Genomic DNA, 24,495 nt, shown 5'->3' with positions numbered 1-24,495 from the left:
GAAAATCTATCCTGTCTTCCTCAGCAGCCAGGAGAATTGCCCCCCGCTGCGCAATGCCAGCCCCTCGATCACCAGCTGCTCGGTGGCGTGCGGGCGGCCCTCGCCGTCGACCCACAGGCTGTCCTCGGCAGTGAGGGTGATCTCGTCGGCGCCCGCCCTATCCCCGCCGAGCCGGAATTGCCAGAGCCGACCGTCGGGGAGCAGCAGGCTTGCCCCGCGCCGGTCGGGGGAAAGCTGCACCTCGACCCCTCGCCCCAGGTGGAAGCGGATCGCGAAGCCGATCTTGCCGCGCTTGCCGTTCCGGCTCGCGGGCACGAGGATGTCCTCGCCGGCAAGCTCGGTGCCGTCGGCCGAGAGCGTCAGGATGCGCCGGTGGGTGAGGCCGAAGCGGCCGGCATAGCCGTCATGCGCCGCCTCGATCCGGGTCGCCTCGCGCCCGCTCCGGCCGGGCACCATGCGGCGGTCGATCTCGACGGTCTCGACGCCCTTGCCGAGCTGGCCGTGGAGGAGGACGGCGGTCGAGTTGGCGTTGTCGAGCACCAGCGTCGAGAAGGCGGCGGTCGCCCGCAACCCCTGCCCGATGCGCGCCGGGACCTGCCCCCCGGCGAGCGCCGCGCCGCCGCAATTGACGATGATCCGCTGCGGGCCGTCGGAGAGCTCGAGGGCGAGGGTTGAGGCGCAGCCGGTGCGGGCGTGCTTCGCGCGCGGCGGCGGGGCGGTGTCGAACTGGAGCAGCGTCTCGCCCGCCTTGATGCGCTGGTAGCCCCAGCCCGCCGGCTTGGCGAGCGGACGGGTGCGCACCCCGCTCGCTGCGATCACCGCGGCGACGCGCTCGGCGGGGATCGCGCCCTGCCCCTGCCAGCTCCCCAGCGATCCGTCGCCGTGGCGCAGCGCGAGGAGCGGCGGGACGAGCAGCTCGCGCATCACGCCGAGCGCCGGGGGCGGCGCGACCTTCGCCGCCTCGTAGCAGGCGAGGAGGTCGGTCAGGAGACGAATGGCGTCGAGCTGGGCGGCGGGGCAGCGCGACAGCACGCCGCCGTCCTCGCCGACCATGTCGCCGAGCGCCGTGACCAGCCCCGCCTCGCCGTAGAGCCGCCGCGGCTTGCCGTGGGGCAGCAGCAGCCCGGCGGCGACCACCCCGGCCCAGGCGGCGACCTGCCCGAAGCCGGCGGGCTCCTTCGGGGCGCGCTTGTCGAGGACGCTCGCGGTCTCGGCGATCGCGGCGAGCAGCCGGGCGCGCAGGCTCTTGTCGGTGCCGCCGAGCACCAGCGGGGCATGGACCAGCCAGGCGACGAGCCGCAGGCCTGCCATTTCCGGCTCCCATGCCGGGCCGCGACCGGGCGCGCCGTTGAGGCGCAGCCACTGGGTGGCGATCCGCTCGGCCACCCCCGCCCCGTCGGCGCGCGAGGCGCTCTCGGCGAGGTCGGCGAGCCAGGCGAAGGAGTGGACCACGCGCAGGGTGCCGGGCGCGTGGAGCGCGGTGGGGGCGAAATCGAAGCTCGCGATGGGAAGCCGCGCGCCGTGGATCAGGAAGTGCCCGGCGCGCAGCGCGGTGCCCGCCGCGCGCTCGCCGCGGTTGGGCGAGGTGACGGTCGCCAACAGCCGCAGCGCCTGCGGGCGGCGGAACGGCTGGCTGAGCGCGTGGCCGGGCACCCCGAGCCGGTAGGCGAGCCGGATCAGCGCCTCGCCCGGCCCCGACTTGACCGCGATGACATCGGAGAGCGCCAGCGCGCGCGAGGGCTCCTCGGGCGGCGGCGGGGCGGGCTCGACCCCCGGCTCGGCGCTGCTCGCGAGGGCCAGCAGCGGCGCATCGCCGACCCGCTCCACCAGCGCTTCGGCGCGGGCCGAGGCCGGGGTGCGCAGCAGGCTCGCCATCACCTCGCGCCCTTCAATGCGGCGATGTTGGCCGCATAGGCATCGGGCCCGCCCTTGAAGGTCGCCGAGCCCGCGACCAGCACGTCGGCCCCCGCCTCGACGCACATCCGCGCGGTCTCGACATTGACGCCGCCGTCGACCTCGAGGTGGATCGCGCGGCCCGAACGCGTGATCATCGAGCGGATGCGCGCGATCTTGTCCAATTGCGAGGCGATGAAGCTCTGCCCGCCGAAACCGGGGTTGACGCTCATCACCAGGATCAGGTCGGCAAGGTCCATGAGGTTGTCGAGCACCTCTACGGGCGTGCCGGGGTTGATGACGACGCCCGCCTTCTTGCCCAGCGCCTTGATCGCCTGGAGGGTGCGGTGGATGTGCGGCCCGGCCTCGGGGTGGACGGTGATGATGTCCGCCCCCGCCTCGGCGAAGGCCTCGAGGTAGGGGTCGACCGGGGCGATCATCAGGTGAACGTCGAAGGGCTTCGTGGTGTGCGGCCGCAGCGCCTTGACCACCGCCGGGCCGATCGTGATGTTCGGCACGAAATGCCCGTCCATCACGTCGATGTGAATCCAGTCCGCCCCCGCCGCGTCGATCGCGCGCACCTCTTCGCCGAGCCGCGCGAAGTCCGCGGACAGGATCGAGGGCGAGATCAGGGGCTGGGGCATGGCGCTGGCAGGAGGCCCTTCTTGCGACGCGTGCGTCAAGCCATAGGTGCTTGGCGATTCAGCGGACAAGCCGCGGACAGGCCCTTTTCCACGGTGAACGGCGGCCCAACCGGCAATTAAGCCGCAATTCAGCCCGTTCCGGCCAAAGGTGCTCCGTGTCCACAGGCCTTCAAGAGCATAGCGCCCGGCTTGCGCGCCCCGCCCTCTCCTCCTAGCTTCCCCGAAAGATGGCCATGTCCGTGAACCTCCCGCACCGCGCTGCCCGCAGCCCGCTCGCCGCGGCGCTTGCCCTCGGTGCGCTCGCCGGCCTCGCCGCCGCGCCCGCCTCGGCCGCGCCTGTGGTGCTCGGCTCGAAGATCGGCAACGACATGAGCCGCTGTGCTGCGGGCAAGGGCCCGGCGGTTAGGCTCGACGTGACGGGGCTCAAGTCCTCCGCGGGCAACCTCTTCGTGCGCACCTACTACGCGCGGAGCAGCGACTGGCTGAAGAGCCGCCGCTACATTCACCGCATCGAGGTCAAGCCGCGGCAGGGCACGACCACGGTGTGCATCCCGCTCCCCGCGGCGGGGGACTACGCGATCACGGTCCAGCACGACGTCAACGGCAACCGCGACACCGATTTCTCGACCGACGGGGCGGGGGTTTCGAACAACGTCAAGTTCGGGAGCTTCCTCGGCGTGCTCCCGCGCCCGCCGGGCGTCGACAAGGCGCGCTTCACCGCCGGCCCGGGCGTCACCCGGATGGCGATCGCGGTGCAGTACCGCTGAGGCGCCGCATCAGCCGCCGCGGCGCTGGCGGCGGCGGTGCTTGCCGAGGTCCCACAGCACCCCCGGCGCAGCGAGCAGCGGGAAGCGCTCGGCGAGCGGCGTGAGCTCGACCGCCATCCCGGTGTGCCGTTCGATCTTCCACGCGGCATAGCGCGCCGCGCCCTCGAAGGTGGTGCTGGCCTTGAGCAGGCGCACGAGGTTGAGCGGCTTGCCGAGCCGGCGGCGCTTCGCCCACCAGCTGAGAATGCGCGCCTTCTCGCCGGGCGCAAGGCGCGGGGTGAGCGTTTCGCCCTGAAGGCCGGGATCGATCCCCGCCGCCTCGAGCGCGAGCGGCAGGAGCCCGGCGAAGTGCGCCGCGTTGACCGACAGGATGTCGTTCTCGCGCCCGCTTCTCTCGACCCGGAACTCCGCCGCGTAGGTGGCGCGGAACAGCGCGCGCCAGTAGTCCTCCGCCGTGCCGCTCGCCGGGCCCAGAGCGGCGGCGAGCCGCGCGGCGGTGGCCGCAGCTGCGGCGAGCGCGGCGATCACCTCCCCGCGCGCGGCCTCGTCGGCGGTCCAGACGAGCGCGCTCGGCTGGACGAAGCGCGCCCAGATCGTCGTGTCGATCGTCTCTCCCCCGCAGGCGCGGGCGAAGGTCGCGAAGGCCATCGTCGCGACCTTGGCGCGCAGGGTCGTGCCCTGCCAGTCGCGCTCGTGGTAGCTGACCGTCGGCCAAATCGCCGCCTCGCCGGTGCCGGGGCGGAGGATGTAGAAGTCGAGCACGCCGTCCAGCGAGCCGGTGCGCAGGTTCGACCCGTAGAACAGCACCGCCCGTGCGCATGCAGCGTCAGCGAGGGCGCCCGCGAAGGCGGCGACGGCGGGGTCGACGGGGGTGGCGAGGCGCGCGGCGATCCGCTCCGCCAGCGCCGGGGAGCCGACGCTCATGGGGTGACGAAGGCGAGCTCCGGGCCCTGCTCGATCCGGTAATCGCCCGCCGGGAAGGCCTCGCCGTCGAGGATGAAGGGTTCCTCGATCGACAGGCTGAACTGGGTCGCGGCGAGCTGGTGGATGCCGCGGTCGCGCAGCGGGCCCTTGAGCCGACCCATCAGCGCGAGCGGGATCAGCGCGGTGGTGCGCCGCGGGATCTGGTCGATCGCCACCAGCTTCAGCCCGCTCTTGAGCGTCCCGAAGGCCTTGATCCCCGCCGGCAGCCGCTCGAGCGTCGAGGCGAACAGCAGCTGGCGCATCGCCGGATCGCCGTGGCCGCTATGCGCCATCGGCACGCCGTTGGCGCCGAGCCCGATGCGCATCCGCGCGCCGCGCCGCCAGGGGTTGCTGCGGCCTGCGAACAGCGATTGCAGAAGCGCCCAGATGCCGGTCACCGCCACCACCACCGAGTTGAAGGCGCCGAGCTTGTGCGCGCTCTGCCCGGCCTGGGTCGCCTTGGTGAAGGCCCCCGCGCCGAGCACGAAGCCGAGTGCCCGCCCGGCCGGCTCGCCCGGCGCGCTCCCCGCCGGCGCGACGCTGAGCGGGCGGCGCCACACCCGGCCGCCGTGGTCGAGCGCCTCGATCGCGGCCTGGAGCGTCCAGTCGTCGGGCACGCCGAGGTCGACCGTGAGCGCGTTGGTCTTGCCCTTGGGCAGCACCGCGATCGCCGGCCAGTCGTCGCCGAAGATCGCCTGCCCGCAGGTCAGGACGTCGCGCACCGTGCCGTCGCCGCCGTTGATGACGAGGAGGTCGACCCCGCGCTCGGCCATCTCGGCGAGCGCCAGCGGCAGCTGCGCGCGCGCCTGCGGCTGGGCGATGTAGACCTGCGGGGACACGCCGCAGTCGAAATCCGCCCCGAGATTGCGGTGGCTGCGCGGGTTGTAGATCACCCCGATGCTCGGCGGCTTGCCGGTGTCGCGCGGCCGCCGGCCCCTCGGCGCACGGCTCCGCGCGTCGGCGGGTGCGACGCGGGGGATTTGTGCGAATTCGTAGATCGAGCCGGGCATGCGCGTCCTATAGTCTTCCCGAGGTCACTTTCTGTCACGCGTACGCGGCGCGATGGCGCCACGAGCCCAGATTTGGGCATCACCACCCGGAATGAAAAGGCAAGCGCTTCGCGACGAAGAATATTCCGCGTGCGACGAGCGACTTCGGCCTGTAACATTCCGCGGGCGGGGGTCAGCCGCTAGTCGCCGCCTTCCAATGTACGGATCGTGAACTGGCTGACGAGCCGCTGCACGCCGGGCAGGGCCGAGAGGATCTCGCGGTGGATGCGCTCGTAGCTGTCGTCGTCGCGCACCAGCACCTTGACGAGGTAGTCCGACGGGCCGCTCATCAGGTAGGCCTCGGCGACCTGCTCGGTGCGGGCGAGCGCCTCCTCGAAGGCGAGCATCGTCGCCTGGCGCTGGTCGGTGAGGGTGACCTGCACGAACACGGTCGAGGGGTTCCCGCGCGCCGCGCGTGACAGGCGCGCGCGGTAACCGAGGATCGCGCCGCTCTCCTCGAGCGCCTTGACCCGCCGGTGCGCGGCCGAGGGCGAGAGGCCGACGCGTTCGCCGAGCCGCTCCCCGGTGAGCGCCGAGTCCGCGGCGAGGATGGCGAGAATTTTCCGGTCCGTGCGATCCATGTGCAAGAGCCATGCGCCGAACCGGCATCGGACGCAAGAATCTCCAGACATGGCCCCGCCCGGCGCCGATCATTGCGAAGATCGCCCGCCGCGCTCCTGCTAAACCCGCGGGCACAGGACAGGCAGGAGAGACCCATGCGCATCGGCGTTCCCACCGAGATCAAGAACAACGAGTACCGCGTCGGCCTCACCCCGGCCGCGGTCGCCGAACTGGTGCGCGCGGGGCACGAGGTGGCGGTGCAGGCCGGGGCCGGCGCAGGGGTCGACTTCGCCGACGCCGCCTACGAGGCCGCTGGCGCGCGCATCCTCCCCGATGCGCCCGCGGTGTTCGCGGCCGCCGAGATGATCGTCAAGGTCAAGGAGCCGCAGCCCACCGAGATCGCGATGTTGCGCCCGCACCACCTGCTCTTCACCTACCTCCACCTCGCCGCCGACAAGCCGCAGGCCGAGGGGCTGATGGCGAGCGGCGCCACGGCGATCGCCTATGAAACGGTGACCGCGCCCGACGGCTCGCTGCCGCTCCTGAAGCCCATGTCCGAGGTCGCCGGGCGGATGAGCGTCCAGTGCGGGGCGCACTACCTCGAGAAGCACCAGGGCGGGCGCGGCGTGCTGCTCGGCGGGGTGCCGGGGGTCGAGCCGGGCCGGGTGGTGATCCTCGGCGGCGGGGTCGCGGGCCTCAACGCCGCGCAGATGGCGGTCGGCCTGCGTGCCGACGTGACGATCTTCGACATCTCCGCCCGCCGCCTCGCCGAGATCGACGCGCTGTTCGGTGCGCAATTGAAGACCGCCTTCGCTTCCTCCGCCGCCATCGCCGAGGCGGTGCGCGAGGCCGACCTCGTGATCGGCGCGGTGCTGGTGCCGGGCGCCGCCGCGCCGAAGCTCGTCACCCGCGCAATGATCGGGACGATGCGCAAGGGCGCGGTGCTGGTCGACATCGCGATCGACCAGGGCGGGTGCTTCGAGACCTCGCATCCCACCACCCACGAGGACCCGGTGTTCGAGGTCGACGGGGTGATCCACTACTGCGTCGCCAACATGCCCGGCGCGGTCGCCCGCACCTCGACCATCGCGCTCGGCAACGTGACGCTGCCGCACGCGCTGAAGCTCGCGAACCTCGGGGCCGAGGCGGCGATGGCCGCCGACCCGCACCTTGCCGCCGGGCTCAACGTCGCGGGCGGAAAGATCACCCACCCGGCGGTCGCCGAGGCGCTGGGCCTCCCGCTCGGCTAAGGCGGGTGGGGCGGCAAACACCGAAGCGGGTTGGCATCGGCGAAGGACGCGGCGCGCATGTGCGGGAGACGCGGTGGGAGAAAGGGTCGCCTCGCGGAAGGCTATCCGGTGGCGCACCCGACAGGATTCGAACCTGTGACCTCTGCCTTCGGAGGGCAGCGCTCTATCCAGCTGAGCTACGGGTGCCTGCGGCCGGAGCCTTGCGCGCATTGTCGCGTGCGGCGCGGCGCTTAGCAAGAGGCGGTGCGGGGCGCCAGACAATTCTCGGGCGCTTACCGAGGAGCCTGGCGGGGGCGGAGTTAACCTGTCGGCAAGCATACGGCCATAGGCTCCATGGCATGGCATCGCTCCCCCCTCAGCCGATTCTTCCGCCCGCCGCCGCGGCGCCGCCGGAGGATGTCGCGCCCGAGGCGCTCGCCGAGGCGCTGGTCGCGCTCCACGGCAAGGCGGCGGCGGTGGCGCTGCTCGCGCGGCTCGCGCCCGAGCCGGTCGAGATCCGCGGCGAGATCGGCGCGGTGATCGCCCGCGCCCGCCCCGCGCAGCGCGTGCTGGTGGCGCAGACCCTCGGGGATTGCGCGGCGATGCTCGACACCGGGCTGACCGCGCTCGCCACCCTCTCGCGGCGCGGGCAGGACGCCTCGGCCCCGGCGCTGGTGCTGTGGCGCGAGTTCCACGCGGCGCGCGCGGCGATGGTCGCGGTGCTCGCGGGCTGACCCCGCCGCGCTGCCCCGAGCGGGGTTGACGCCGTTCCCGATCCGTTCCAACGCTGGGCGATGTCCGACGCCCCGCTCGCCCCGCCCGATTCGCCGAGCCTCGCCGCGAGCGAGGTCGCGCGCGGCATCTGCCGTCTGTTCGCGCGCAACGACATCTGGTGCCTGTCCGAGGTGCCGCTCAGGAACGGCCGCCGCGCCGATCTGATGGGGGTCGATGCCAAGGGGCTGATCGTGATCGTCGAGATCAAGGTCGCGCGCTCCGACCTGCTCGGCGATGCCAAGTGGCCCGACTACCTCGACTACTGCGACCGCTTCTACTGGGGCCTGCCCCCGGGGCTCGACCGCGCGCCGCTCGAGACCGAGGCCTATCGTCCGGCGACCTGCGGGGTGATCGTCGCCGACGGCTATGACGCCGAGATCCTGCGTCCCGCCGCATTGGAGCCGCTCGCCGCGGCGCGCCGCAAGACCCAGGTCGAGCACCTCGCAAGGGTGGCGATGCGGCGGCACACCGCGCTGCTCGACCCGCTCGCGGGGGCGCACGACGCACAAGGCTGACTTAACGCTGTTTTGCCGCGCACATTTGCGGCATAGCCGGGCAGCAATGCTCCCCGCCGACACCCCGATCCCGCTGGCGCTGCTGATCGTCAGCATCACCGTTACCGCGATCGTAGCCCTGCGCTATGTCCTCACCAGCGGCGCCTTCGCATGGGCGACCGCGAGGATGCGCCCGGGGCTCTATGCGGGCCGCGCCGCCCAGATCCGCCGCGAGGTGCGCTGGTCGCTGCTCTCCGCGGCGATCTACGGCACCCCGGCAGGCATCGTGCTGTGGGGCTGGCGCCAGCACGACTGGACGCTGCTCACCGCCGACTGGAGCGCGCTGCCCTTGTGGTGGCACCCGCTCTCGGTGCTCGTCTACCTGTTCGTCCAGGACACCTGCTTCTACTGGAGCCACCGCTGGATGCACCGGCCGAAGTGGTTCCGGATCGCCCACGCGGTCCACCACGAGAGCCGCCCGCCGACCGCGTGGACCGCGATGAGCTTCCACCCGGTCGAGGCGGTGACGGGGGCGATCGTCGTGCCCCTTCTGGTGTTCCTCGTGCCGATCCATGTCGGCCTGCTCGGCCTGGTGCTCACCATCGCCACGGTGATGGGGGTCACCAACCACATGGGCTGGGAGATGTTTCCCCGCTGGATCGTTCACTCGCCGTTGGGGGAATGGCTGATAACCGCCAGCCATCACGAGCGGCATCACGAGGAATACAGATGCAATTACGGGCTCTATTTCCGGGTGTGGGACCGGCTCTGCGGGACGGACCGGGGGCTGTCGAAGCGGATCGTCGCCGAGGCCGGGCACGGCGGCGCGGCGGCGGTGCCGGCGGAATGAGGGCGCTCGGCCTCAGCTTCGCGGGGATCGCGGGTGCGCTCGCCGCGGCCGCGCCGGCGCAGGCGGGGGAGGTGGTCATCACCGTCACCGACCTGCGCTCCACCAAGGGCGTGGTGCGCGCCTGCATGACGACCCGCTCGGACATTTTCCCCAAGTGCATCAAGGACCCGACCGCCTTTCGCACGGTGGTTCCGGCGAGCGGCAAGGTCGAGATCCGCTTCGCCGGGGTCAAGCCGGGGCAATACGCGATTGCGCTGCTCCACGACGAGAACGACAACGGCAAGGCCGACCGCGCGATGGGGATGATGCCCAAGGAAGGCTACGGCTTCTCGCGCGATGCCCCGGTGAAGATGGCGCCGCCCAAGTTCACCGACGCGGTCTTCGCGATCGGCGAGGGGACGAGCAGGGTGACCATCAAGATGCGGTATTTTCTTTAGGGCCACCTTTCGGGCGGTCTGCATCGCGCGCCAGCGCGATCGAAAGCAACCACCGTTTACGTGATGTTTACCACGCCTCGCCAGAACCGGGCGACAAAGGTTCACCAAGGGGCGGATTCACAGCCATGGACACTCTGCGCGGCACCTTCGATTCCGAGGGACTTGCGGATCGAAGCTGGGACGCTTCCGAGGACGAGGACGCCGCTGCCGCCGCTCCGGCGCGCGACCTTCCGCCCGAATCGATCGGCCGCGACGAGCGGCGCATGCAGGTGCGCGCCTACAACCACTGGGCAGGCCTGCTCGGCGAGCGGATGTTCCCGAACATCGCCGACCTCCAGCCTGCCGACCAGCCGGACTTCGGCCCGCATTCGGTGCTGCTCGACTTCACGGCGGGAATCGAGGACCCGAAGGTGCGCTACCTCGGCGAGAAGCTTGCCAAGGAATGCTCGCCGCCCTCGGTGATCACCCGCCTTTCGGACGTGCCGCCGCGCTCGCTCCTGAGCCGTATCACCGATCATTACATGCAGATCCTCGCCAACCAGGCGCCGATCGGCTTCGAGGCCGAGTTCGTGAACCACGCCGGCGTCGCGATCCTCTACCGCGGAATCCTGCTGCCCTATTCGAGCGACGATGCGACGATCGACTACATCTACGGGGTCATCAACTGGAAGGAGATGGCCGACCAGCTGACTGCGGACGAGCTGCTGCTCGAGATCGACCAGGCGCTCGACCTCGGCGCGGCGATGGAGCTGGCCGAGGAGGAGGAGGAGGAGCCGCTGCGGCGCGAGGCCGAGCCGGTCACCGACTGGGCGGATTCGCCCGCCTACGAGAACGGCGAGGAGACGCTCGCCCCGACCTACGACCCCTACGCGGGCGCCTTCGGGCGCCTCGACGCGGCACTCGAAGGGAGCCTGCCGGACTTCGGGCAATATGCGCTCGACGATGAAGAGGAATACGACGAGGACGAGGGCGAACCCGAGAGCGCGGGCTACAACTTCGCTTCGCTGGCCGACTATATCGAGGCGCCCGCCAAGAAGGCGATCGACCTGACCGCCTTCGAACCGGTCGCCATCGCGGAAGAGACCTTCGCCGAGCCGGAGTTCGACGTCGAGCCTGCGCCGGAATACGCGCTCGAGGAGGTCGCGGCGCCGCTCGAGGCCTTCGACGAACCCGTCGCCGTGGAACCCGAGCCCGAGCCGGAGCCGGAGCACGAGGAGCCCGAAGCGCCGGTTCTCGCCGAGGACGCCCCTGACGAGGAAGACGGCGCAGCGGGGGGCCTCTACGACTGCCTCGCCGCAGCGCGCGAACTCGCCCGCGCGGCGGATTCGACCGAGGACCGCAGCCGCACCGCGCTCTATGCCGCAGTGAGCCGCGCCTACGACTTCTCGCTCCTCGCCGCCGCCGCGCCGGAGGACTATGCCGAACTGATCGCCGATGCCGGTCTCACCGTGCAGGAGCGCGCGCCGATGACCCCGGTGGTCAAGCTCGTCTTCGGGCACGACTACGACAAGACGCGCCTCACCGAATATGCCGCGGTGCTGACCCACGCGCACCGCCTCAAGCTCGCGCGCGGGAGCCTCGCCGCCTATCTCGGCGAGACCGAGGGCGGGGTGAAGGCGATCGTCAAGGCCGAGCGCCGCCTGCGCCGCGAGCAGCAGGGCAAGCCGGTCGAGGACCCCGCGGCGGTGCGCGAGGCGCTCGCCCAGGCGCTGCGGGCGCTCGAGGCGATCAGCCTCGAGGACCTCGACGGCGGCGCCAGCGAATTCGCGCTGGTGCTGATCCGCCGCGACGAGATCGGCTGCGCGGAGATCCTCGCCGAGGTCCCCGAGGACGTCGCGATGATCGAACGCGCCGCGAAGAAGGTGGTGGGATAGCAGTTCGTCGTCGCGCTGACGCGCGAGGTCTGCGCCGCCACAGGCACCCAGCTTCACATTGCGTTCAGCCGCCAGTGCACTAGGATCGCGCCCGATGCGCGGTCGCACCTCTCCTGTCGCCTTTGCGCTCGGCCTCCTGGCGAGCCTCGTCGTCGCGGCCCAGCCGGTCGCGGCGCAGTCGATCCTGCGCGATGCCGAGACCGAGCAGCTCCTTCAGGACATGCTGGGCCCGCTGGTCGAGGCGAGCGAGCTCGGGCCGGGGCAGGTCGAGGTCGTGCTGATCAACGACGAATCGATCAACGCCTTCGTCGCCGGCGGGCAGGCGATCTACGTCCACACCGGCCTCTTGAGCGCCGCCGACACCGCCAACGAGGTGCAGGGCGTGCTCGCCCACGAATTGGGCCACATCACCGCCGGCCACGCCGTGCGCGCCGCCGAGCGCAGCAAGGCGGCGAACGGCATCTCGATCCTCTCGCTGCTGCTCGGCGTCGGCGCGGCGCTTGCGGGAGCGGGCGAGGCCGGCATGGGCGTGATCGCCGCCGGGCAGCAGGCGGCGATGGGCAGCTACCTCTCCTTCAACCGCGACCAGGAGGCGGCCACCGACCTTGCCGGCACCCGCTACCTCGCGGGCGCGGGGATCAGCGGCAAGGGGATGATCGCCTTCTTCGAGAAGCTGCGCGGCAACGAGATCCGCGCCGGCTACAGTCAGGCCGACGAATCCGCCTATGCGCGCACCCACCCGCTGACCGGCGACCGCATCCAGGTGCTGCGCGGCCTCGTCGACAAGGACGCAGCGTGGGACGCCCCGCCCGACGCCGACCTCCAGGAGCGCTTCGTGCGCGCCAAGGCCAAGCTCTACGGCTACCTCAACCCGCCTGCCCGCACCCTCGCCGAGTTTCCGCTCACCGACCAGTCGGTCGCGGCGCATTATGCGCGCGCCTATGCCTATCACAAGGACGCGCGCGTCGACCTCGCGCTCGCCGAGACCGACGCGCTGCTCGCGAGGGAGCCCGACAATCCGTGGTTCCTCGAGCTGAAGGGGCAGGTGCTGCTCGAGAGCGGGCGCCCCACCGACGCACTCGTGCCGCTGCGCCGCGCGACCGAGCTGACCCGCGCGCATCCGCTGATCGCCGGGCTGCTCGGCCATGCGCTGATCGCGACCGAGAACCCGGCGAACTTCCCCGAGGCCGAGACCGTGCTGCGCGCCTCGGTGCAGAAGGACCGCTACAATCCCTTCGCCTGGTACCAGCTCGGCGTCGTCTACGAGGCCCGCGGCGATATGCCCCGCGCGCGGCTCGCGAGCGCCGAGGTGCAGGTGATGAACCGCCAGTATCCGCAGGCGCTCGCCAGCGCGCAGGCGGCCGAGGCCTACCTGCCCTACGGCTCGGCGGACTGGATCCGCGCGCAGGACGTCGCGCTCGAAGCGCGCGGCGAACTGGAACGGATGAAGAAGAAACGCTAGGGCTGAGCCCGAAACCTCGCCAGAAAGCGCCCGATGTCCCCGCCCAACGATCCGCCTTCCGTGCTGCGCCAGACGCTGCTGACCGCTTGCCTCGCGCTGACCTTCGGGTTCCTCGGCGCGGCGGCGTGGTCCTACAGCGGGCTCGCCGACAACCGCACCCGCTCCTTCCTGATGGGCAACCCCGACATCCTGCCCCAGATGGCGCAGGCCTACGAGGAGCAGGAGGCCGCCAAGCGCCTCGCGCAGATGGGCGGGCAGGTGTTCGAGCCCTTCCCCGGCGTGATCCTCGGCAACCCCAACGGCAAGAAGGTCCTGGTCGAGTTCACCGACTACAATTGCCCCTATTGCGAGGCGAGCCTCAAGGACGTGAACCGGTTGATCGCCGAGGACCCGGAACTGAAGGTCGTGATCCGCGAATGGCCGATCTTCGAGGGCTCCGACGTCGCCTCGCGCATGGCGCTCGCCGCCGGATTGCAGGGCAAGTACCGCGCCTTCCACGATGCGATGTTCGCGACCAAGGACGTCATGGCCGCCGCGCGCGCCGCCGGGCTCGACATGGCCCGCGCCGAGGCCGACGCCGCCTCGGACGCGGTTTCGACCGAGATCGCGCGCAACCTCGACCATGCCCGCGCGCTGGGCTTCACCGGCACGCCGGCGTGGATCGCGGGGCAGAAGCCGTTCGGTGGGGCGGTCGGCTACGACAAGTTGAAGGCCGCGCTGGACGAGGCCGGCAAGCCGGTCTGATGCGCGCGCCGGCTGCTGCGCTGGCGGCCGTGCTGGCCGCCGCCTCGCCCGGCGCCGAGGCTCCGCCGGCCGCGCAGGTCGACTACGCCGCCGAGCGCGCGGCGATCGCCCGCTACCAGGACGCCGACCAGCGGCTCCAGGACATGGGCTGGAAGCTCGCCCGCGCCAACGCCGAATTCTGCCCGAAGGTGGTGCCCTCGATCGGGCTGCAAATGCAGGACATGGCGAGCTACGGCGCGCCCGAGGTGGCGCGCCGCGCGCTCGGGCTCAAGGGCGATTTCGCGGTCGAGACCGCCGCCTCCGGCTCGCCCGCGGCGCTCTCGGGCGCCTTCACCCGCAACCGCGAGATCGTCGCGCTCGAGCGCTTCGATCCGAACGCGTGGCCGGCAAGCCCGCCGACCGACTGGCAGCGGCTCGCCCGCGCGCACGACCATGTCGAGGCGATGCTGACCGAGCACGGCGGCATCGCCGTCACCTTCGCCGACGGCGAGACTGCGCGGCTCGCCCCGGCCCACGTCTGTGCCAGCCGCTTCGAGCTGCTGAGCGGCAGCGACACCGCGGTCGCCGACGGGGCGCGGGTGGTCATCGGGATCGACGCCCCGACCCTCGCCGACCCGCTCGACGCGGTGTTCGCCGGGACCGTCGCGCACGAGCTTGCGCACAACGTGCTCGGCCACGACGAGTGGCTGGACCGCAACGGCCGCTCCGACCGCAACGTGCGCCGGATCGAGCGCGAGGCCGACCGGCTGATCCCCTGGCTCTTCGCCAATGCCGGGTTCGATCCGGCCGACGCGGTCGCCTACATGACGCGCTGGGGATCGAAGCACGACGGCGGCCTCAGGCTGCGCCGCACCCACGACGGCTGGGACGAGCGCGCCGAGACGATCGCCGCCGAGGTGCCGCTGGTCCGTGCGGCGCTGGCACGCGAGGGCAAGGCCGACTGGCGCCGGCATTTCGTCCGGGCGATCGATCCCCCGCGCTGAAGCGTTGCTCGTCCGAGGCGATGCGACCGAATAGAAGTGTGGTTTGCGACGAAATGCGTTAGACCGTTCCGCCTATGGCAGTGCTCCAGATCCAGGCGGCGCCGTTCTTCGCGAGCAAGAACCGGGCGTTCTGGAACCTCCAGCTGGCCGGCTGGGGCGCGGCCTTCCTGCTGCGCGCAGTCTCGGCGCTCGCCAACCAGCAGCCCCTGGACCTGCTCGCGCTGATCCTGGTGACGACGATCACCGGCTTCTCGATCAGCCTGATTCTCTCGGTGATCTACCGCAGCCTCATCCACCAGCAGCCGCTCGTCACCTGGGGGCTGACCGCGGTGGTGCTGATGTTCGCGGTGCTGCTCCACGCCTCGATCGACGCCTGGGTGCAGGGGGTCTATTACGCCGGGACGCGCGACACGACCTTCGCGCAGCGGCTGATCGGGCTCCTGTATTTGCCGCTGACCCTGCTCGGCGGGTGGAGCGCGCTCTACTACGCGATCAACTTCTTCCTGACGGTGGAACAGCAGGCCGACCGGCTCGAGCGGCTCGAGGCGCAGGCCACCGCCGCGCAGCTCGCGATGCTGCGCTACCAGCTCAACCCGCACTTCCTGTTCAACACGCTGAACTCGATCTCGACGCTGGTGCTGCTGAAGCAGACCGAGCCCGCCAACGCGATGCTCACGCGGCTTTCGGGCTTCCTCAGGCACACGCTGGTCGCCGAGCCCGGCAGCCAGGTCACCCTCGCGCAGGAGGTGGAGACGCTCCAGCTCTACCTCGACATCGAGCGGATGCGCTTCGAGGAGCGGCTCCGCACCCGGTTCGATCTCGAGGAGGCGGCGATGGCCGCCCAGCTGCCGGCGATGCTGCTCCAGCCGCTGGTCGAGAATGCGATCAAGTATGCCGTCAGCCCGCAGGAGGAAGGCGCGCAGATCGCCATCACCGCGCGCGTCATCGGCGAGCGCCTGAGGCTCACCGTCGAGGACACCGGGCCGGGGGTCGAGGACGTGCCGCGCTATCTCGCGCAGACGGCGGAGCCGGTGCCCGGCCAGCCCGTATCGACCGGCGTCGGACTTGCTAACATACGTAATCGCCTTGGGCAGGCCTATGGGGACAATCACCTTTTCGAGACCAGATCCGAAGCAGGGGGCGGCTTTACCGTGCTGATCGAGATTCCCTTCACTCGGGCCGCAAGAGCCCAGGAGGCGGCAGCACCCGCAGCAGCAGTCGGGGCTGCGCCGGGCGGGAGCGACAACATCATACCCCTCAACCCCACTCAGAGAACCATCGGAACCCCCGCATGACCATCAGAACCATCCTCGTCGACGACGAGAAACTCGCCATCCAGGGCCTCCAGCTGCGGCTCCAGCCGTTCGAGGACGTCGAGATCATCGACACCTGCGCCAACGGGCGCGAGGCGATCCGCAAGATCAAGACCGAGAAGCCCGATCTCGTCTTCCTCGACATCCAGATGCCCGGCTTCGACGGCTTTTCCGTCGTCAAGGGCGTGATGGAGATAGAGCCCCCGCTGTTCGTCTTCGTCACCGCCTACGAGGAACACGCGATCCGCGCCTTCGAGGCGAACGCGGTCAACTATCTCATGAAGCCGGTCGACGAGCAGAAGCTCGCCGACACCATCGAGCGGGTGCGCCAGCGCATCTCGGAGAAGAAATCGGCCGAGGATGCCGGGCAGCTGCTCGACGTGCTCTCCGAGATCGCCCCCGAGCGCGCCGCCGACTTCGCCGAAGCGACCGCCACCACCACCGAAAGCGCGGACCGCTTCGAGAAGCTCATCAACGTCAAGGACCGCGGCCAGATCTTCCGCGTCGAGGTCGACACGATCGAGCACATCGAGGCCGCGGGCGACTACATGATCATCTCGACCGGCGACAATTCGCTGGTGTTGCGCGAGACGATGAAGGACCTCGAGCGCCGCCTCGATCCGAGGAAGTTTCAGCGCGTCCACCGCTCGACGATCGTCAACCTCGATCTCGTGCGGCAGGTCAAGCCCCACACCAACGGCGAGTGCTTCCTGGTGCTCGACAGCGGCGCCGAGGTGAAAGTCTCGCGCAGCTACCGCGACGTGGTGGCGCGCTTCGTGCACTGATGTTTGCGGGGGCGCCTGCGCGCCCCCGTCCGCGCTAGACGCGCAGCACTGCCGAAGGCAGAACGCGAGACACCTCGCTCGCAAGCGCCTCTCGACTACGCTCGAGGCGAACGGATAAGGCCTGGTCATGCGGCCCGCCAGCCAGCCTCCCCGCCCCGGATCGCTCAGCCGGTGCGCCGCTCCCGCCTCCGGGTCCGCTCATCCCTGGCGTCTCCCTCGGGGCGGTTGGCCTTGTCGAGGGCCTCGGCGAGCAGCTCGGCGTAGATCGCCTCGGTGCGCGCCTCGATCAGCGCGTTCAACCGGAACAGGTCGCGCAGCGCCCAGGCGAAGCTCACCGGAAGCCCCACGACAGTGAGGCCGAGCATCAGCATCCGCTTCCCCGTCGCGCGGTCCCCGAGATAAAAGCGGTGCGCGCCAAACATCCCGAGCGCGATGCACCGCACATAGGCCTCGAGCGCCCTCGGCTTGCGACCGGCGAGCTGGAACTCGATCTCCATCCGCTCGCGATAGCTCAGCGCCAGCTTGTTGCCGGCGCCATTGCGCTTTTCCATGTTGTCCGGTCCGCTATATGCCATGATGATGCAGAAACGGACCGCGACCGCCCGCGTATGCAAATCTAGCCATATTGGCAGCAATTTTTTCTCACCCAAGCTCCTGAGGCCATGACCGATTTCACCCTCCCCGGCTTCGACCTCGCGACCTTCGTCCGCGAAACCCTCGCCGAGGACCTCGGGGTGGGGCTCCCCGGCGGGGGCCGCGACGTGACCAGCGAGAGCGTCATTCCGGCCGAGGCGCGCTTTTCGGGCGTGATGGACAGCCGCGAGGGGGTGACCGTCGCGGGCCTGCCGCTCGCCGAGGCCTTCTTCCGCCACCTCGATCCCGAGTGCCGCATCGAGCCCCTCGTCGCGGACGGCGCGCGCGTCGCCCCCGGCACCGACCTGATGCGGATCGAGGGGCGCGCCCGCGCGCTGCTCACCGCCGAGCGCTCGGCGCTCAACATCGTCCAGCACCTCTCCGGCATCGCCACGCTGACCCGCGCCTATGTCGATGCGATGCGCGGCCACGGAAACGGGGAGGGCAGCGCGACCTGCATCCTGCTCGACACGCGCAAGACCATCCCCGGCCTGCGCGTGCTCGAGAAATACGCGACCCGGATGGGCGGGGCGCAGAATCACCGCATGGGGCTATGGGATGCGGCGATGATAAAGGACAACCACGTCGCGGTCGCCGGGAGCGTCGGCGAGGCGGTGCGCCGCGCGCGCAAGGCGGGGGTCGAGCGGATCATTTGCGAGGTCGACCGGCTCGACCAGATCGAGCCTGCACTCGCGGCGGGCGCGCATCACCTGCTGCTCGACAACATGGACCCGGCCACGCTGGCCGAGGCAGTGGGGATCGTCGCGGGCCGCGTGCCGACCGAGGCGAGCGGGGGCGTCAACCTCGACACCATCGCCGCCAAGGCCGCGAGCGGGGTCACCTACATCTCGGTCGGGCGCCTCACCCAGAGCGCGCCCGCCGCCGACATCGGCCTCGACTTCCTGCCGCTATGAGGGCGAGGCGCGGCCCCCGGCCGCTCGCGATCCGCATCTTCGCCGCCGCCTTCCTCGCCGCCGCGCTGCTGCGGCTGCTGCGCGGGCTCGACGATCTCGCGTTGGCGCAGGCGACCTATGCCGCGCTCGCCCCGTGGCTGCCATGGAGCCGCGATGCGGCGATCGTCGCGCTCTCGGCGGAGTTCACCATCGCGCTGATCCCGCTCGCCTGGATCACCCTCTTCGCGGCGCGCTTCGCTCGCTGGCTGGTGCTGTGCATGGGCGCGGTGCGGCTCGTCATGTTCGATGGCACCGCGCTCGCCGGAACGGTGCTGGTGGTGACGGCGATGGCGAGCCTCCTCACGCCCGCCGCCGCGCGCTGGTTCGCGGGCCAGCCCGAGGAAGAGCCGCCGGAAGACGGGCCTGCGATCTTCGAATAGACATTTGCGGCCAACCCGTTAGCCTCGACGCGCCAGCAACAGGGGATCACACATGCGGCCGCAGTCCATCATCCGTTTCGACCAGCTCTATTTCGCCACGCTCGCGCTCGGGTTCGTCGGCCTTGCGATCAACTACGAGACCTCGATCCAGCAACTCGAGGCCGATGCCACCGCCGCGCGGCTTGGCGGGTCGACCTTCGTGATCGGGGCCTATGCGATCAGCACCGCGATAGCGCTGCTGCTGTGGTACTTCGTCTCGCGCCGCGCAAGCAACGCGGCGCGCTGGATCGTCACCGTGATGACCGGCTTCGGGCTGGTGACGCTGCCCTTCTCCTTCATGATGGCGAGCGTGCCCCCGGCGTCGCTGGCGGTCGCGGTGATCTCGGCGGCGGTGCAGGCGGCGATGCTGTGGTTCCTGTTCCGCCCCGACGCCAATGCGTGGTTCAAGCAAGGCACGCAAGGAATGGACCCCGACGTCTTCGAATAGGCGCAATGGCGCGCCGGCTCGCGATAGGCTGCCTGGGGATCGTCCTGCTGATCCTCGCCGGGGGGATCGGCTACGACTACCTGTCGCGCTACCTCTCCTGGGCGAACCTCTCGAAGGAGGAGTTGGTCGCCTCCGCACGCTGGTACGTCCGCGAGCGCGCGCCGGGGCAGAAGGTGTGCCTCTATGCGGTGACCTGCGAGAGGGGGCGGGCGCGGCTGGCTCTGGTGAAGGACCTGCGCACCTGGGATCTCGAGGCAGCGCGTCAACTCACGTGGGACCGGCGCTTCGGCGACGCCTGTCCGGGACAGACCGCCAATTTCGCTCTCGCCGTAGCGCCCGGCGGACCGGAGCTCGATCCGGCCGACGGGACGGACCGGGCGGTATGGTCCTTCTACCTCGACCGCTTCGCGCCCTATCGGACGCACAGCTTCGCGGCCTTCAGCGAGCGCGAGCCCGAAGCCTGCACCCGGGCGCATGTCGTCACGCCCTAGGCAGGTTCCGGTCCGCCCTTGCCGGCCTTCAGCCTCGCCCGAAGCCCGTTTAGCCCCCCTCCAGCCTCTTCCAGACCCCCGCCAGCCCCCCCATATCACGACTGTTTCACGTGAAACATCGCCTCCCGCCGCTTCAAGGACGCGCCCCATGACCTTCGCCCTCGACCATCTCACCATCCTCTCGCGCGACCCCGGCGCGGCCGCGGCATTCTACGAATTCCTGCTGCCGCGACTGGGATTCACGCAGAAGAAGGCGCACATCTGGGCCAATGCGGCCGGGCTCCATATCCAGTTCGGCAAGGCAAAGGAGGGGACGGGCGACTACGGCCGCTATGCCCCGGGGCTCAACCATTTCGGCTTCGCCGCACCCAGCCCCGAGGCGGTCCGCGCACTGGCCGCGGAGCTGGAAGCGGCCGGGATCGAGGCGCGGCTCCAGACCTTCGAGCCGGGCATCACCGCGCTGTTCGTGCCCGATCCCGATGGATTGCGCGTGGAGTTTACCTACTATCCGCCGGGCGTGCCGCCGGTCGACTAGGGCCGGCGTCGGTTGGCGAAGCGGTAGGCCGACAAGAACTCCTAGCGCCGCTCCCGGAAGAACTCGCGCAGCAGACCCGCCGCGTCCTCCTCGCCGATGCCGGTGTAGACCTCGGGGCGGTGGAGGCATTGCGGCTGGTCGAAGACCCGCGCCCCGTGCTCGACCGCACCCCCCTTGGGATCGGCGGCGGCGTAGTAGAGGCGCGCGATCCGGGCATGGGCGATGGCTCCGGCGCACATCGCGCAAGGCTCGAGCGTGACCCACAGCTCGCAGCCGGCAAGGCGTTCATCTTGCAGGGTTTCCGCGGCACGGCGGATCGCGAGGATCTCGGCATGGGCGGTCGGATCGTGCCGCGCGCGGGGGGCATTGTGCGCCTCGGCGACGACCGCGCCGTCCTTCACCACCACCGCGCCGATCGGCACCTCGCCCGCGGCAGCGGCGGCGCGCGCCTGCGCCAGCGCGCGGGGCATGAACGAGCGGATCACGCCCCGCGCCTTTGCAAGCGGTTACTCGTTGCCGGTGACCGGGGTCCCCTTGGCGTCGCCGGGCATTTTGACATCGACATCCGGAACCTCGATCTCGGTCTTCTTGGTGCCGACATCCACGTCCGCGGTTTCGACATCGAATTCAGGGACTTGTCCGCCCTTCACGTCGACCTCCGGGAGCTCGGCCTCCTTGGTCTGGTCGACATCGCACGCGGCAAGGCCGATTGCCAAGGGGGCGATGAGGGCGGCGGTGATGATTCGCTTCATTGTCGGTTCTCCTTCAGGCGACCGCGCGGGCGGCCGATCCGCCCGTTCTGGGGGCGAGTGCACGGCGTGGGGAGCATTCCGGCCATGACATGCGTTAGGCTCGTCGCAAATCGTGGCCGGTGCACGACGGGCCGGGGCGGAGCGCGAGCGCCCGCGCTCGCAACGCGCTTGACGATTCGGGCCAGCCCCGTTATGCGCGCCGCTTTCCTTGCCTTGGCCCGAGCCAAGACCCGTTTTTCACGAGAAGAGACACACCATGTCGCGCATCTGCGAACTCACCGGCAAGGGCCGCCAGGTCGGCCACAATGTGAGCCACGCCAACAACAAGACCAAGCGGGTCTTCCTGCCCAACCTCCAGAACGTGACGCTGATGAGCGAGAAGCTCGAACGCAGCTTCAAGTTCCGGGTCTCGACCCACGGGCTGCGCTCGGTCGAGCACAATGGCGGGCTCGACAACTGGTTGCTCAAGACCAGCGACGACAAGCTCTCGGCCAACGCGCTGAAGGTGAAGCGCGAGCTGGTCAAGGCCCAGGCCGCGGCCTGATCCCGCTGCCCTCCGGGGCATCGGCGAACCGATCAAGCGTCCGGATTTCCGGGCGCTTTTTCGTTCTCGGCCACCTTCGGTGGGCAGACCCCCCGCCCCGCCTCCCCACCCGGCCACCATAACATAGTGGTACTATTGGTGGCCGGGTGGGGAGGCGGGGCGGGAGGTCTATCCGCGCGTCAGCGCGGCGAATCAAACCTCACCAGCAGGCTGCGCTGGAAGACCGAGAAATTGTCGTCGACGACCAGCCAGATGCTCCCCTTCGCGGGGTCCTGGGCTGAGGGGACGAAGGTGATCCCCTCGAAATTGTCGGCGAAGATCCCCCCGTTCAGCCGCTCGACGATCCGCGCCTCCCACACCTTGCCGGGGCGCATCTCGCGCGGATCGGCGATCGCGATCATCGTGTCGAACTCGGCGGGGAGGCGGTAGCGGACCGCGCGCAGCAGGATCAGCACGCGCCCGTCGGGGAGCTGCGCGGCGTCGACCGGGTCGTAGCCCGGCGGCGCCTTGAAGGTGCTCCGCGCCGGGGCCGCGCCCGCCACCGGATCGCCCGGGAAGAGCAGCGCCTCGTGGAACCAGTCGCTGCCTGCCACCACCCCCTCGGCGATCACCAGGAAGCGCCCGTCGGCGAGCCGCTCCATCGTCTCCGCGCCGCTGTTCCGGCCCCACTCGGCCATCGCCGGCGGCGCGGCGATGGTGCGGCGCCCGTCGGGAGCGTAGCGGACGATCAGGTTCTGCGCCTCGAAGCCCGCCCACAGCGTGCCGCTCGCGGGATCGCGCGCGAGGCTCTCGAGATCGACGAATTCCTTGCGGCCGCGGGTGCTGATCCCGACCCAGCGGAAGCTGCCCGGCACCGCGCGCGGGATGCCGCCGGCGAGGTCGATGTCGAGCAGGAAGCTGCGGTCGCTCCCGGCGACGAGGGCCTGCCCCGCCCCGTGGGCGAGCGTCGAGAACCCGCCGAAATGGGCCTGGGCGGACCTGAGCTCCCACACGCCGGTGAGGGCGAGCTCCCCGGAGACGCCCGCGCGTTCGGGACGCGGGGTGATCGTGACCACCGCCGCGGCGCCGCGCGCGTCCGTGAGGGTGCGCAGGAAGGTGCCGGGGGCGAGCCCGACCACGACCAGGGCAAGAAGAAGGAGGCGCCGCATCCGCGCGCGCCCATCGGGCCTTGCGCGCGGGCGGTCAACCGCAAAAGGGAAGGCGGTCAGTCGAGCCCGAGCAGGCGGCGCGTCGCGATTGCGGGCGAGGCATAGGCCTCCTGCCGCTCGGCGCTCCAGTAGCGCAGTTCCTGCAAGGGGATCGCCTCGCCGGTGACGGCGCAGAGCACGTGGCTCCCGGGGCGCAGCACGCGGAAGCTGGAGGGGCCGTAGTAGAGCTTGGCGGCCTTGTCGGAGGGAGTCATCAGCATGGGGTGCGCAATAGCAGAGCGCGGCTAACCGAACAAATCATCTTGGGCCGCGGGCGGCGCGGCCGGGCGGCGGCGCGGGGCCGGCGGGGGCGGAGGAGGGGGCGCGCTGCTCGCGGGGACCGCGCTCAGCGCGCCGTCGCGGAACTGCACGTGGAGGAGCGCCTCGCCTGCGGCTTCGGCGCGGGTGGTCAGCGCCTTGCCCGAGCCGTCGCGGATGATCGCATAGCCGCGCTCGAGCGGCTTTTCCGGGTGGAGCTGGCTCATCACCCGGGCGAGCGCGGCGAGGCGGTCGTGGCCGTGGCGCAGCGGGCGCTCGATCAGGGCGGGCGCAAGCCGCGCGCGGTCGAGCCGGCGCTGCGCCTCGGCCGCGGTCCGCGAGAGCAGGCTCGGCGAGAGCCGCGCCGCGACCCCGGCGAGCCGCTCGCGCCCCTTGGCGGAGCGGTCGCCGAGCGCGCGGCGCAGGCGCTCGGCGAGGTCGTCGAGCCGCTGCGCCTGCGGTTGCAGCAGCGCCTCGGGCCGGGGCAGCATCCGCGCCCGCGCCGCGAGCCGCTCGCGCCCGAGTTCGAGCGGCCGCCACACCGCGCGGCGCTTGCGGTTGCCGAGGTCGGCGAGGGTCGCGAGGAGGTCGATCCGCACCGGCACCGCCATCTCCGCGGCGGCAGTGGGCGTCGGCGCGCGGCGGTCGGCGGCGTAGTCGGCGAGGGTGGTGTCGGTCTCGTGCCCGACGGCGCTGATGACCGGGATCGGGCACTCGGCGATGGCGCGGACCACCACCTCCTCGTTGAAGCTCCACAGGTCCTCGATCGAGCCGCCTCCGCGCGCGACGATCACCACGTCGGGGCGCGGGACGGGATCGCCGGGGGCGAGGCCCGAGAAGCCGCGCACGGCGGCGGCGACCTGCTCGGCGGCGCCATGGCCCTGGACCAGCACCGGCCAGACGATCACGTGGCTCGGGAAGCGGTCGGCGAGGCGGTGGAGGATGTCGCGGATCACCGCGCCGGTCGGCGAGGTGACGACGCCGATCACCCGCGGCAGGAACGGCAGGCGGCGCTTGCGTCCGGCATCGAACAGCCCCTCGGCAGCGAGCCGCGCGCGGGTCTTCTCGAGCAGCGCCAGCAGCGCGCCCTCGCCGGCAAGCTCGAGGCTGTCGATCACCACCTGGTACTTCGAGCGCCCCGGATAGGTGGTGAGCTTGCCGGTGGCGATCACCTCGAGCCCGTCCTCCGGGCGGAAGGCTAGGCGCTGCGCCCCGCCCTTCCACATCACCCCGTCGATCACCGCGCCCTCGTCCTTGAGGCAGCAATAGAGGTGGCCCGAGGCGGCGCGCTTCACCCCCGAGAGCTCGCCGCGCAGCCGCACGAAACCGAAGCGGTCCTCGACCGTGCGCTTGAGCAGGCCGGAGAGCTCGCTGACAGTGAGCGGCTGGGCGTTGTCGCCGGGCTTGGGATTCGCGATCAGGTCTGACATTTGCGCACGACGCTCAGCTGTGT

General features: G+C 71.0%; 29 protein-coding genes and 1 tRNA gene. 18 read left to right on the top strand and 12 right to left on the bottom strand.

Going from position 1 to position 24,495, the window contains the following annotated elements; all coding sequences use genetic code 11:
- Positions 1-6: 6 nt before the first annotated feature.
- Positions 7-1,875, bottom strand: a complete 1,869-nt coding sequence (locus tag ACLBKU_RS05470) for a heparinase II/III family protein (RefSeq protein WP_410178522.1) — start codon at positions 1,873-1,875, stop codon at positions 7-9.
- Positions 1,875-2,537, bottom strand: coding sequence for a ribulose-phosphate 3-epimerase (gene rpe / locus ACLBKU_RS05465; protein ID WP_410178521.1), 663 nt, complete (start codon positions 2,535-2,537; stop codon positions 1,875-1,877). Before rpe ends, ACLBKU_RS05470 begins: the two co-directional genes overlap by 1 nt.
- Before the next feature lie 227 nt (positions 2,538-2,764).
- Between rpe and ACLBKU_RS05460 the strand changes: the two genes are divergently transcribed.
- Complete coding sequence (locus ACLBKU_RS05460) at positions 2,765-3,304, top strand: DUF2141 domain-containing protein (protein WP_410178520.1); 540 nt, start codon at positions 2,765-2,767, stop codon at positions 3,302-3,304.
- 9 nt (positions 3,305-3,313) lie between these two features.
- Here the strand turns inward: ACLBKU_RS05460 and ACLBKU_RS05455 are convergent, their stop codons facing one another.
- The 3 genes from ACLBKU_RS05455 to ACLBKU_RS05445 form a co-directional block, all read right to left on the bottom strand.
- On the bottom strand, positions 3,314-4,228 hold the full coding sequence (locus ACLBKU_RS05455) for a hypothetical protein (protein ID WP_410178519.1): 915 nt from the start codon (positions 4,226-4,228) through the stop codon (positions 3,314-3,316).
- A complete protein-coding gene (locus ACLBKU_RS05450) occupies positions 4,225-5,277 on the bottom strand; it encodes a diacylglycerol/lipid kinase family protein (protein ID WP_410178518.1) in 1,053 nt (350 codons plus the stop codon). Before ACLBKU_RS05450 ends, ACLBKU_RS05455 begins: the two co-directional genes overlap by 4 nt.
- 179 nt (positions 5,278-5,456) lie before the next feature.
- Positions 5,457-5,897 carry an Lrp/AsnC family transcriptional regulator gene (locus tag ACLBKU_RS05445; protein ID WP_410178517.1) on the bottom strand — a complete coding sequence of 147 codons (441 nt, stop codon included), beginning with the start codon at positions 5,895-5,897 and terminating at the stop codon, positions 5,457-5,459.
- Between the two features lie 135 nt (positions 5,898-6,032).
- On the opposite strand from ACLBKU_RS05445, the gene ald reads away from it, so the two are divergent.
- Positions 6,033-7,127 carry an alanine dehydrogenase gene (gene ald, locus ACLBKU_RS05440; protein ID WP_410178516.1) on the top strand — a complete coding sequence of 365 codons (1,095 nt, stop codon included), beginning with the start codon at positions 6,033-6,035 and terminating at the stop codon, positions 7,125-7,127.
- 109 nt (positions 7,128-7,236) lie between these two features.
- Here ald and ACLBKU_RS05435 read toward each other — a convergent pair.
- Positions 7,237-7,313, bottom strand: a tRNA-Arg gene (locus ACLBKU_RS05435).
- A 152-nt stretch (positions 7,314-7,465) separates the two neighbouring features.
- Here ACLBKU_RS05435 and ACLBKU_RS05430 point away from each other — a divergent pair.
- The 10 genes from ACLBKU_RS05430 (at position 7,466) to ACLBKU_RS05385 (ending at position 16,822) form a co-directional block, all read left to right on the top strand.
- Positions 7,466-7,840, top strand: coding sequence for a hypothetical protein (locus ACLBKU_RS05430; protein ID WP_410178515.1), 375 nt, complete (start codon positions 7,466-7,468; stop codon positions 7,838-7,840).
- 60 nt (positions 7,841-7,900) lie between these two features.
- The gene (locus tag ACLBKU_RS05425) at positions 7,901-8,395 is read left to right on the top strand and encodes an MmcB family DNA repair protein (RefSeq protein WP_410178514.1); all 495 of its coding nucleotides are present in this window, start codon (positions 7,901-7,903) and stop codon (positions 8,393-8,395) included.
- A gap of 46 nt (positions 8,396-8,441) precedes the next feature.
- Positions 8,442-9,224, top strand: coding sequence for a sterol desaturase family protein (locus ACLBKU_RS05420; RefSeq protein ID WP_410178513.1), 783 nt, complete (start codon positions 8,442-8,444; stop codon positions 9,222-9,224).
- Entirely contained in the window at positions 9,221-9,661 is a 441-nt protein-coding gene (locus ACLBKU_RS05415) for a DUF2141 domain-containing protein (protein ID WP_410178512.1), read from the top strand. The genes ACLBKU_RS05420 and ACLBKU_RS05415 overlap by 4 nt, the downstream gene beginning before the upstream one ends.
- 125 nt (positions 9,662-9,786) lie before the next feature.
- Positions 9,787-11,535 (top strand): hypothetical protein, encoded by a 1,749-nt coding sequence (locus ACLBKU_RS05410; protein ID WP_410178511.1) that lies wholly within the window; start codon positions 9,787-9,789, stop codon positions 11,533-11,535.
- Positions 11,536-11,629: 94 nt separating this feature from the next.
- A complete protein-coding gene (locus tag ACLBKU_RS05405) occupies positions 11,630-12,997 on the top strand; it encodes a M48 family metalloprotease (protein WP_410178510.1) in 1,368 nt (455 codons plus the stop codon).
- A gap of 33 nt (positions 12,998-13,030) precedes the next feature.
- On the top strand, positions 13,031-13,741 hold the full coding sequence (locus ACLBKU_RS05400; RefSeq protein ID WP_410178509.1) for a DsbA family protein: 711 nt from the start codon (positions 13,031-13,033) through the stop codon (positions 13,739-13,741).
- A complete protein-coding gene (locus ACLBKU_RS05395; RefSeq protein WP_410178508.1) occupies positions 13,741-14,724 on the top strand; it encodes a hypothetical protein in 984 nt (327 codons plus the stop codon). Before ACLBKU_RS05400 ends, ACLBKU_RS05395 begins: the two co-directional genes overlap by 1 nt.
- A 74-nt stretch (positions 14,725-14,798) precedes the next feature.
- Positions 14,799-16,019, top strand: a complete 1,221-nt coding sequence (locus ACLBKU_RS05390) for a sensor histidine kinase (RefSeq protein ID WP_410178507.1) — start codon at positions 14,799-14,801, stop codon at positions 16,017-16,019.
- A complete protein-coding gene (locus ACLBKU_RS05385; protein WP_410178506.1) occupies positions 16,016-16,822 on the top strand; it encodes a LytR/AlgR family response regulator transcription factor in 807 nt (268 codons plus the stop codon). Before ACLBKU_RS05390 ends, ACLBKU_RS05385 begins: the two co-directional genes overlap by 4 nt.
- 164 nt (positions 16,823-16,986) lie before the next feature.
- On the opposite strand, the gene ACLBKU_RS05380 is transcribed toward ACLBKU_RS05385, so the two are convergent.
- On the bottom strand, positions 16,987-17,397 hold the full coding sequence (locus ACLBKU_RS05380) for an NINE protein (RefSeq protein ID WP_410178505.1): 411 nt from the start codon (positions 17,395-17,397) through the stop codon (positions 16,987-16,989).
- A gap of 87 nt (positions 17,398-17,484) precedes the next feature.
- Here ACLBKU_RS05380 and nadC point away from each other — a divergent pair, with 87 nt between their 5' ends.
- The 5 genes from nadC to ACLBKU_RS05355 all read left to right on the top strand — a co-directional run bounded on the left by nadC (position 17,485) and on the right by ACLBKU_RS05355 (position 20,301).
- Positions 17,485-18,369: a carboxylating nicotinate-nucleotide diphosphorylase gene (nadC, locus tag ACLBKU_RS05375; protein WP_410178504.1), complete on the top strand. Its 885-nt coding sequence runs from the start codon at positions 17,485-17,487 to the stop codon at positions 18,367-18,369.
- The gene (locus tag ACLBKU_RS05370; RefSeq protein ID WP_410178503.1) at positions 18,366-18,788 is read left to right on the top strand and encodes a hypothetical protein; all 423 of its coding nucleotides are present in this window, start codon (positions 18,366-18,368) and stop codon (positions 18,786-18,788) included. Before nadC ends, ACLBKU_RS05370 begins: the two co-directional genes overlap by 4 nt.
- 52 nt (positions 18,789-18,840) lie before the next feature.
- Positions 18,841-19,275 (top strand): hypothetical protein, encoded by a 435-nt coding sequence (locus ACLBKU_RS05365; protein ID WP_410178502.1) that lies wholly within the window; start codon positions 18,841-18,843, stop codon positions 19,273-19,275.
- Between the two features lie 5 nt (positions 19,276-19,280).
- Positions 19,281-19,766, top strand: coding sequence for a hypothetical protein (locus ACLBKU_RS05360; protein WP_410178501.1), 486 nt, complete (start codon positions 19,281-19,283; stop codon positions 19,764-19,766).
- 148 nt (positions 19,767-19,914) lie between these two features.
- Entirely contained in the window at positions 19,915-20,301 is a 387-nt protein-coding gene (locus tag ACLBKU_RS05355; protein ID WP_410178500.1) for a VOC family protein, read from the top strand.
- A 41-nt stretch (positions 20,302-20,342) separates the two neighbouring features.
- On the opposite strand, the gene ACLBKU_RS05350 is transcribed toward ACLBKU_RS05355, so the two are convergent.
- Both ACLBKU_RS05350 and ACLBKU_RS05345 read right to left on the bottom strand, forming a co-directional pair.
- Entirely contained in the window at positions 20,343-20,771 is a 429-nt protein-coding gene (locus ACLBKU_RS05350; RefSeq protein WP_410178997.1) for a nucleoside deaminase, read from the bottom strand.
- A gap of 36 nt (positions 20,772-20,807) precedes the next feature.
- Positions 20,808-21,053, bottom strand: a complete 246-nt coding sequence (locus ACLBKU_RS05345) for a hypothetical protein (protein ID WP_410178499.1) — start codon at positions 21,051-21,053, stop codon at positions 20,808-20,810.
- A gap of 256 nt (positions 21,054-21,309) precedes the next feature.
- On the opposite strand from ACLBKU_RS05345, the gene rpmB reads away from it, so the two are divergent.
- Positions 21,310-21,597: a 50S ribosomal protein L28 gene (rpmB, locus tag ACLBKU_RS05340; RefSeq protein WP_067407090.1), complete on the top strand. Its 288-nt coding sequence runs from the start codon at positions 21,310-21,312 to the stop codon at positions 21,595-21,597.
- Positions 21,598-21,776: 179 nt separating this feature from the next.
- Here rpmB and ACLBKU_RS05335 read toward each other — a convergent pair whose 3' ends face one another.
- The 3 genes from ACLBKU_RS05335 to xseA are packed head-to-tail and all read right to left on the bottom strand — an operon-like array spanning position 21,777 to position 24,472.
- On the bottom strand, positions 21,777-22,745 hold the full coding sequence (locus ACLBKU_RS05335) for an esterase-like activity of phytase family protein (RefSeq protein ID WP_410178498.1): 969 nt from the start codon (positions 22,743-22,745) through the stop codon (positions 21,777-21,779).
- Positions 22,746-22,801: 56 nt separating this feature from the next.
- Positions 22,802-23,005: a DUF2093 domain-containing protein gene (locus tag ACLBKU_RS05330; protein WP_410178497.1), complete on the bottom strand. Its 204-nt coding sequence runs from the start codon at positions 23,003-23,005 to the stop codon at positions 22,802-22,804.
- 24 nt (positions 23,006-23,029) lie between these two features.
- Positions 23,030-24,472 (bottom strand): exodeoxyribonuclease VII large subunit, encoded by a 1,443-nt coding sequence (xseA, locus tag ACLBKU_RS05325; protein ID WP_410178496.1) that lies wholly within the window; start codon positions 24,470-24,472, stop codon positions 23,030-23,032.
- Positions 24,473-24,495 lie beyond the last annotated feature (23 nt).

Source organism: Erythrobacter sp. NE805 (assembly GCF_046452355.1).
In the GTDB taxonomy this organism is placed as follows: domain Bacteria; phylum Pseudomonadota; class Alphaproteobacteria; order Sphingomonadales; family Sphingomonadaceae; genus Erythrobacter.
The sequence above is the reverse complement of the archived record's forward strand: the minus strand, read 5'-3'. Positions and strand labels throughout refer to the sequence as shown.

What these genes read in the sequence shown, in the direction of transcription:
- ACLBKU_RS05345 (WP_410178499.1), bottom strand. Translation starts at nt 21,053, where the DNA reads ATGAAGCGAATCATCACCGCCGCCCTCATCGCCCCCTTGGCAATCGGC.
- ACLBKU_RS05425 (WP_410178514.1), top strand. Translation starts at nt 7,901, where the DNA reads ATGTCCGACGCCCCGCTCGCCCCGCCCGATTCGCCGAGCCTCGCCGCG.
- ACLBKU_RS05455 (WP_410178519.1), bottom strand. Translation starts at nt 4,228, where the DNA reads ATGAGCGTCGGCTCCCCGGCGCTGGCGGAGCGGATCGCCGCGCGCCTC.
- ACLBKU_RS05405 (WP_410178510.1), top strand. Translation starts at nt 11,630, where the DNA reads ATGCGCGGTCGCACCTCTCCTGTCGCCTTTGCGCTCGGCCTCCTGGCG.
- ACLBKU_RS05360 (WP_410178501.1), top strand. Translation starts at nt 19,281, where the DNA reads ATGGCGCGCCGGCTCGCGATAGGCTGCCTGGGGATCGTCCTGCTGATC.
- ACLBKU_RS05380 (WP_410178505.1), bottom strand. Translation starts at nt 17,397, where the DNA reads ATGGCATATAGCGGACCGGACAACATGGAAAAGCGCAATGGCGCCGGC.
- ACLBKU_RS05350 (WP_410178997.1), bottom strand. Translation starts at nt 20,771, where the DNA reads ATGCCCCGCGCGCTGGCGCAGGCGCGCGCCGCCGCTGCCGCGGGCGAG.
- ald (WP_410178516.1), top strand. Translation starts at nt 6,033, where the DNA reads ATGCGCATCGGCGTTCCCACCGAGATCAAGAACAACGAGTACCGCGTC.
- ACLBKU_RS05370 (WP_410178503.1), top strand. Translation starts at nt 18,366, where the DNA reads ATGAGGGCGAGGCGCGGCCCCCGGCCGCTCGCGATCCGCATCTTCGCC.
- ACLBKU_RS05395 (WP_410178508.1), top strand. Translation starts at nt 13,741, where the DNA reads ATGCGCGCGCCGGCTGCTGCGCTGGCGGCCGTGCTGGCCGCCGCCTCG.
- ACLBKU_RS05365 (WP_410178502.1), top strand. Translation starts at nt 18,841, where the DNA reads ATGCGGCCGCAGTCCATCATCCGTTTCGACCAGCTCTATTTCGCCACG.
- ACLBKU_RS05335 (WP_410178498.1), bottom strand. Translation starts at nt 22,745, where the DNA reads ATGCGGCGCCTCCTTCTTCTTGCCCTGGTCGTGGTCGGGCTCGCCCCC.
- ACLBKU_RS05385 (WP_410178506.1), top strand. Translation starts at nt 16,016, where the DNA reads ATGACCATCAGAACCATCCTCGTCGACGACGAGAAACTCGCCATCCAG.
- rpe (WP_410178521.1), bottom strand. Translation starts at nt 2,537, where the DNA reads ATGCCCCAGCCCCTGATCTCGCCCTCGATCCTGTCCGCGGACTTCGCG.
- ACLBKU_RS05330 (WP_410178497.1), bottom strand. Translation starts at nt 23,005, where the DNA reads ATGCTGATGACTCCCTCCGACAAGGCCGCCAAGCTCTACTACGGCCCC.
- ACLBKU_RS05355 (WP_410178500.1), top strand. Translation starts at nt 19,915, where the DNA reads ATGACCTTCGCCCTCGACCATCTCACCATCCTCTCGCGCGACCCCGGC.
- ACLBKU_RS05445 (WP_410178517.1), bottom strand. Translation starts at nt 5,897, where the DNA reads ATGGATCGCACGGACCGGAAAATTCTCGCCATCCTCGCCGCGGACTCG.
- ACLBKU_RS05430 (WP_410178515.1), top strand. Translation starts at nt 7,466, where the DNA reads ATGGCATCGCTCCCCCCTCAGCCGATTCTTCCGCCCGCCGCCGCGGCG.
- nadC (WP_410178504.1), top strand. Translation starts at nt 17,485, where the DNA reads ATGACCGATTTCACCCTCCCCGGCTTCGACCTCGCGACCTTCGTCCGC.
- ACLBKU_RS05400 (WP_410178509.1), top strand. Translation starts at nt 13,031, where the DNA reads ATGTCCCCGCCCAACGATCCGCCTTCCGTGCTGCGCCAGACGCTGCTG.
- ACLBKU_RS05460 (WP_410178520.1), top strand. Translation starts at nt 2,765, where the DNA reads ATGGCCATGTCCGTGAACCTCCCGCACCGCGCTGCCCGCAGCCCGCTC.
- ACLBKU_RS05415 (WP_410178512.1), top strand. Translation starts at nt 9,221, where the DNA reads ATGAGGGCGCTCGGCCTCAGCTTCGCGGGGATCGCGGGTGCGCTCGCC.
- ACLBKU_RS05420 (WP_410178513.1), top strand. Translation starts at nt 8,442, where the DNA reads ATGCTCCCCGCCGACACCCCGATCCCGCTGGCGCTGCTGATCGTCAGC.
- ACLBKU_RS05410 (WP_410178511.1), top strand. Translation starts at nt 9,787, where the DNA reads ATGGACACTCTGCGCGGCACCTTCGATTCCGAGGGACTTGCGGATCGA.
- xseA (WP_410178496.1), bottom strand. Translation starts at nt 24,472, where the DNA reads ATGTCAGACCTGATCGCGAATCCCAAGCCCGGCGACAACGCCCAGCCG.
- ACLBKU_RS05450 (WP_410178518.1), bottom strand. Translation starts at nt 5,277, where the DNA reads ATGCCCGGCTCGATCTACGAATTCGCACAAATCCCCCGCGTCGCACCC.
- ACLBKU_RS05470 (WP_410178522.1), bottom strand. Translation starts at nt 1,875, where the DNA reads ATGGCGAGCCTGCTGCGCACCCCGGCCTCGGCCCGCGCCGAAGCGCTG.
- ACLBKU_RS05390 (WP_410178507.1), top strand. Translation starts at nt 14,799, where the DNA reads ATGGCAGTGCTCCAGATCCAGGCGGCGCCGTTCTTCGCGAGCAAGAAC.
- rpmB (WP_067407090.1), top strand. Translation starts at nt 21,310, where the DNA reads ATGTCGCGCATCTGCGAACTCACCGGCAAGGGCCGCCAGGTCGGCCAC.